The organism is Streptomyces sp. NPDC060027 (assembly GCF_042737005.1).
Taxonomy (GTDB): domain Bacteria; phylum Actinomycetota; class Actinomycetes; order Streptomycetales; family Streptomycetaceae; genus Streptomyces.
In genome coordinates this window covers 1-4,833 of the sequence record NZ_JBHWVI010000375.1, presented here as the reverse complement: position 1 = coordinate 4,833, position 4,833 = coordinate 1, and the positions used below count along the sequence as shown (strand labels likewise).

Below are 4,833 nucleotides of genomic sequence, written 5' to 3'. Positions count from 1 at the left end.
GGGCCCTACTTGAACTTGTTGCTGGTCGCCAGATAGACCTGCTTGGCGTTGCTCCCGAGCCGCGGCCCGGTGATGAACGTCTTGCGGTCGCTCAGCGAGTTGTTGGAGACCAGATAGGTCCGGCCGCCGTGGCTCATGAACCAGGGGCCGCCGGAGGCACCGCCGTTCATCGTGCAGCCGATCATGAACTGGGCGGGGACGCTCTTCGCGAGCACGAACCGCTTGCTGGCGCCGTGGCAGTCGTACATCTTCGAACCGTCGTAGGGCGCCTCGGCCGGGTAGCCGCGGACCTTCATGGACTTGACCTTGTTGGCGGCCGGCGCGCCGAACCACACCGGCAGGGCCGAACCGAGCCGCTCCTGAAGGGACTTGCTCCCGCTCTCGGGCTTGACGTGGAGCACGGCGTAGTCGTAGCCGGAGGCCGCGTTGCCCTGGTGCGATCCGCCCTTGATCCACTGGCCGGAGGTGGTGGCCCAGTTGGCCCACCAGACGCCGTACGGGGAGACGGCCTTGGCACGCGGGTCGGTGATCTGGCGGTTGCTCAGCTTCCCGGCGTTGTTGTACGAGGGGACGAAGGCGATGTTGCGGTACCAGCCGCCGCCCTTGCCGGCGTGCACGCAGTGGCCCGCGGTCCACACGAGGTTGGACTTGCCGGGGTGCGCCGGGTCGGTGACGACGGCGGCCGAGCAGACCATGTTGCCCTCGGGCGAGGAGAAGAACAGCTTGCCGACGGGCGGCGCGTAGTGGTGGTAGGTCGCCTTGACCTTGGCGGCGACCTGCTTCCTCACCGTGCCGTCGGGCAGGTAGGAGGTGGCGCCGCCGCCCGAGCCCGAACTGGTGCTGCCCGCCCGGGCGACCGGGATCCGGGCCTTCGCCTCGGCCATCTTCTCCGGCGACCAGAAGTCCTTGAGGTACGGGTTGGCGAAGTCCTCGGCCTTGGACGCCCAGTCGCCGTAGTCCTTCCACCCCCCGTTCTTCCACTTGTCCAGGGCGTCGCCGCTGAGGTCGGTGGGAATGCCGGCGGGCAGCTTGTAGCCGCCGACCGTGGTGGAACCGTCGTCGTCCTGACCGGTGTCGACACCCTTGTCCGCCTGGGCGGACGCCGAGGGCCGGGCGGTGGCCCCTTCGTCGTCCTTCCCGCTGTCACAGGCCGTGCTGGTGATCATGACCGCCGCGATCACGGCCGCGGCGGCCGTGATCGTGCGGCTGCGTATGGATGGCATGGAGCCTTGTCCCCCTGATGCTGCTGGACTGCGGTGCCTCTCGTACCGGCCCGCACATCCGTGTGATTGTCATGCCCCGGCCGATCGGGGCATCCCCAATATGCACGTACGGGGGCGGACGGTGATCGCCGCATGACTCTCACAACACAACAACTACCTGGCGGAGATGGATCCGTGACCTGACGGACCGGGACTCCCCGCGGGTTCGCCCTACGCGTCGAGGGCGGCCCGCCACTCCCGTACCGCCTCCGCCGAGACCGGTCCCGTCCAGCCTTCCGGACGCGCGGCCCCGCCGATGTGGAAGGCGCCGAGGCCCGCGGCGCGCAACCGCGGCACATGGTCGAGGCGCAGGCCGCCACCAACCATGATCGTCGGCTCGTATCCCGGTTCGCCGCCGCGGGCGACCTCGGTCACGAGGGTGGAGAGCCCGTCGTCGACGCCCGCCGGGGACCCGGCGGTCAGATAGGCGTCGAGGCCCGGCAGATCCGCGAGCTGCTTGCGCAGGGCGTCACGGTCGGCGGCACGGTCGATCGCACGGTGGAACGTCCAGCGGCAGCCGTCGAGTTCGGCGACGATCCGCTCCAGGACGGCCAGGTCGGGGCCGCCGTGCTCGTCGAGGAAGCCGAGCACGAACTCGTCCGCGCCCGCGGCCCGCATCTCGCCCGCGGCCCGCACGAGCGCGTCGACGCCCGCCGCGCCTCCCGCCGCGAAGCCGTCCGAGAGGCGCAGCATCACGCGCAGCGCGATGTCGACGGAGGCGCGGATCCCGGCGAAGGTCTCCGCCGACGGGGTCAGCCCGTCGGCGGCCATGTCGGTGACCAGCTCCAGCCGGTCCGCACCGCCGGCCTGAGCGGCGACCGCGTCCTCCACGCCGAGGGCGATCACCTCCAGGACTGCGCTCTTCCGCTCACTCATCGGACCTCTTCCCTCGGGCGGCTACAGGTCTAGTCCAATCCAAGAGTACGCGCGGGGGAGCGGGGGCGCGAGAAGATCGCGACGCGCATTAGTTGATCTTTCATATAACCTCCTCGTCCGTGAAGATCATGTGGTGATCATTTGGAGGGGCGGGACAGTGCGACGACGTGGGTGGGGTGCGGCCGTTCTGGCGGTCGCGGCGGTGTCCGGAACCTTGGTGGTCCAGGGGTCCGGAGCTGGGGGCGACGGCGACTCCGGGCCGATCCGGGCCGGCGCGAGAACGACCCCGCTGACCGTGGCCGACGGCGGCACGTCCGCCCGGCTGGACCGGCGGGACACCGCTCCCTTCAGCATGCTCGGGATCACCTGGGCCGAGCCGTCCGCGCGGGTGGCCGGAAGCATCGAGGTCCGGACCCGGGACACCGCGCGTCACACGTGGTCGAAGTGGCTGCGGCTGGACGGTGACAGCGGCGAGGGCGAGCGGAGCGCGTCCCGCGGCGGCACCGCTCCGGCGTGGGTGGGCCCGTCCGACGGGGTCCAGGTGCGGATGTCCGGCACGTCGTCGCAGCGGCTGCCCAAGGGCCTGAGGCTGGACATGATCGACCCGGGCAGCGGTACGGCCTCGCGGCTGGAGCCCGCCGGGTTCGTGATGGACCCGGCCGGGCCGGCAGACCCGACGGACCCGGCTGACCCGGCTGACCCGACGGACCCGACGGACCCGGCTGACGCGACCGATCCGGCCGAGCCGACCACGACGGGTGAGCCCGCGGAGACCTCCTCCCCCGACCCGTCGCCGTCGCTCACCTCCGAGCCCTCGTCCGACGGGACGACCCCGGCCGAACCCACCGGGTCGCAGACGCCGCCGTCCACCGGGAGCGCGAGCCCTTCCCCGACCGGCTCCGCGTCGGACTCGGCCCCGCCGACCGCGACCGTGCCCCCGGCCCCGCCGACCGCGACCGTGCCCCCGGCCCCGCCGTCCACCGTGCCCCGCCCGCCGATCACCTCGCGCGCGGGCTGGGGCACGGACGAGTCCATCAGCCCCGAGGAGCCCGGCTATCTGCCGGGAGGGAAGATCAAGGCGGTGGTGCTGCACCACACCGCCACCTCCAACGACTACACCTGCGCCGACTCCGCGGCCATCATCCGGGCCGTCTACACCTACGACGTGGAGCAGCTGACCTGGAAGGACATCGGCTACAACTTCCTCGTCGACAAATGCGGCACCGTCTACGAGGGCCGCAAGGGCGGCGTCGACCGGCCCGTGATGGGCGCGCACGCCTACGGCTTCAACTCCGAGACCACGGGCATCGCCATCATCGGTGACTACAGCGACGTGGCCCCGTCGAAGGAGGCGATGACCTCGGTCGCCCGGCTCGCCGCGTGGAAGCTCGGCCAGTACGGCGTGGACCCGACGGGCACCGCCACCCTCACGGCGGGCGCGAGCGGGCCGAACTACTTCCGTGAGACCTGGGACGCGGGCACCAGGATGACCCTCCCCGTCATCCACGGCCACCGCGACGGCTACAACACGGTGTGTCCGGGCGACGCCTACTACACCCTGCTCCCCACGATCCGCACCTGGGCGGGTGGGACCGTCGAAGGGCTCACGCTGGACTCGGTCACCGGCGTCGGCGTGTCCGGCACCACCGTCCTCACCGACACCGCCGTCACCGTGAAGTGGTCGGCCTCGACCCCGGCCGCCCTGGTCAAGCAGTACGACGTGCTCGTCGACGGCGCGCCCGCGGCCACCGTCGAGGGCACCGTCTCCTCCGCCGAGGTGAACCTGCCCCCGGGTACCCACAAGGTCGCCGTGCGGGGCGTCCACCAGTCCGGCAGGACCGCGATCAGCGCGGACGTCACCGTCCTCGCCGAGACCACCCCGACCACCCCGACCACGACACCCACGTCACCCACGTCACCCACGTCACCCACGGCGAACGCCACCACTCCCGCCGCGACCACCACCCCCACCACGAAGGCCACCACCCCCGCCGACACCACGCCGCCCGTCTTCTCCACCAAGCCGAGTCTCGCCCTGCGCACCGGCACGGTGAGCACCACGGCCGTCCCGCTCACCCTGAAGTGGAAGGCCACCGATACGGCCGGGTTGAAGGAGGTCCGCCTCACCGCCCCGGTCGCGAAGACGTACGGTCCGACGGTCACCAGCGCGGCCCTCACCGCCAAGTCCGGCGTCGCCACGACCTGGAAGATGACCGCGTACGACCGGACCGGCAACGCCCGCTCGGCCTCGGTGAGCGGCACCCCCGTGATCCTCCAGGAGACCTCGGCCAAGCGGTCCGGCACCTGGACGGCCAAGTCGTCGAGCAGCTACCTGGGCGGCAAGTCGTACGGCAACTCCACGAAGAACGCCTCGCTGACCTGGACCTTCACCGGCCGCTCGGCGGCCCTGGTGGTCTCGCGCGCCGCGACCTCCGGGCAGGTGTACGTCTACGTGGACGGCAAGAAGACCGCCACCGTGGACCTGAGGTCGACGACGACCAAGTACCGCGACGCGATCTGGGCGACGACGTGGACGGCCTCCGCCGAGCACACGGTGAAGCTCGTGGTCGTCGGCACCGGCAAGCGGCCCGCGATCACGGCCGACGCGCTGGTCTATCTCAAGTAGCCGTTCGGACAGCCCTCCAGGGGCGGGCCCCCCCCCCCCCCCGCGCGGGGCGGCCCCCCCCCCCGGCCG

Annotated in this window: 3 protein-coding genes; 1 reads left to right on the top strand and 2 read right to left on the bottom strand. The window is 71.7% G+C overall.

Features of this window, described 5'->3' with window-relative positions:
* Positions 1–5 precede the first annotated feature (5 nt).
* Both ACFWBT_RS41815 and ACFWBT_RS41810 read right to left on the bottom strand, forming a co-directional pair.
* Entirely contained in the window at positions 6–1,223 is a 1,218-nt protein-coding gene (locus tag ACFWBT_RS41815; protein ID WP_385709710.1) for a trypsin-like serine peptidase, read from the bottom strand.
* Between the two features lie 210 nt (positions 1,224–1,433).
* Positions 1,434–2,138 carry a copper homeostasis protein CutC gene (locus ACFWBT_RS41810; protein ID WP_385709708.1) on the bottom strand — a complete coding sequence of 235 codons (705 nt, stop codon included), beginning with the start codon at positions 2,136–2,138 and terminating at the stop codon, positions 1,434–1,436.
* A 157-nt stretch (positions 2,139–2,295) separates the two neighbouring features.
* Between ACFWBT_RS41810 and ACFWBT_RS41805 the strand changes: the two genes are divergently transcribed.
* Complete coding sequence (locus tag ACFWBT_RS41805) at positions 2,296–4,764, top strand: N-acetylmuramoyl-L-alanine amidase (RefSeq protein ID WP_385709706.1); 2,469 nt, start codon at positions 2,296–2,298, stop codon at positions 4,762–4,764.
* Positions 4,765–4,833 lie beyond the last annotated feature (69 nt).

Bases quoted from the DNA above. Each gene is read 5' to 3' on its own strand.
- ACFWBT_RS41810 (WP_385709708.1), bottom strand. From the start codon at position 2,138: ATGAGTGAGCGGAAGAGCGCAGTCCTGGAGGTGATCGCCCTCGGCGTG.
- ACFWBT_RS41815 (WP_385709710.1), bottom strand. From the start codon at position 1,223: ATGCCATCCATACGCAGCCGCACGATCACGGCCGCCGCGGCCGTGATC.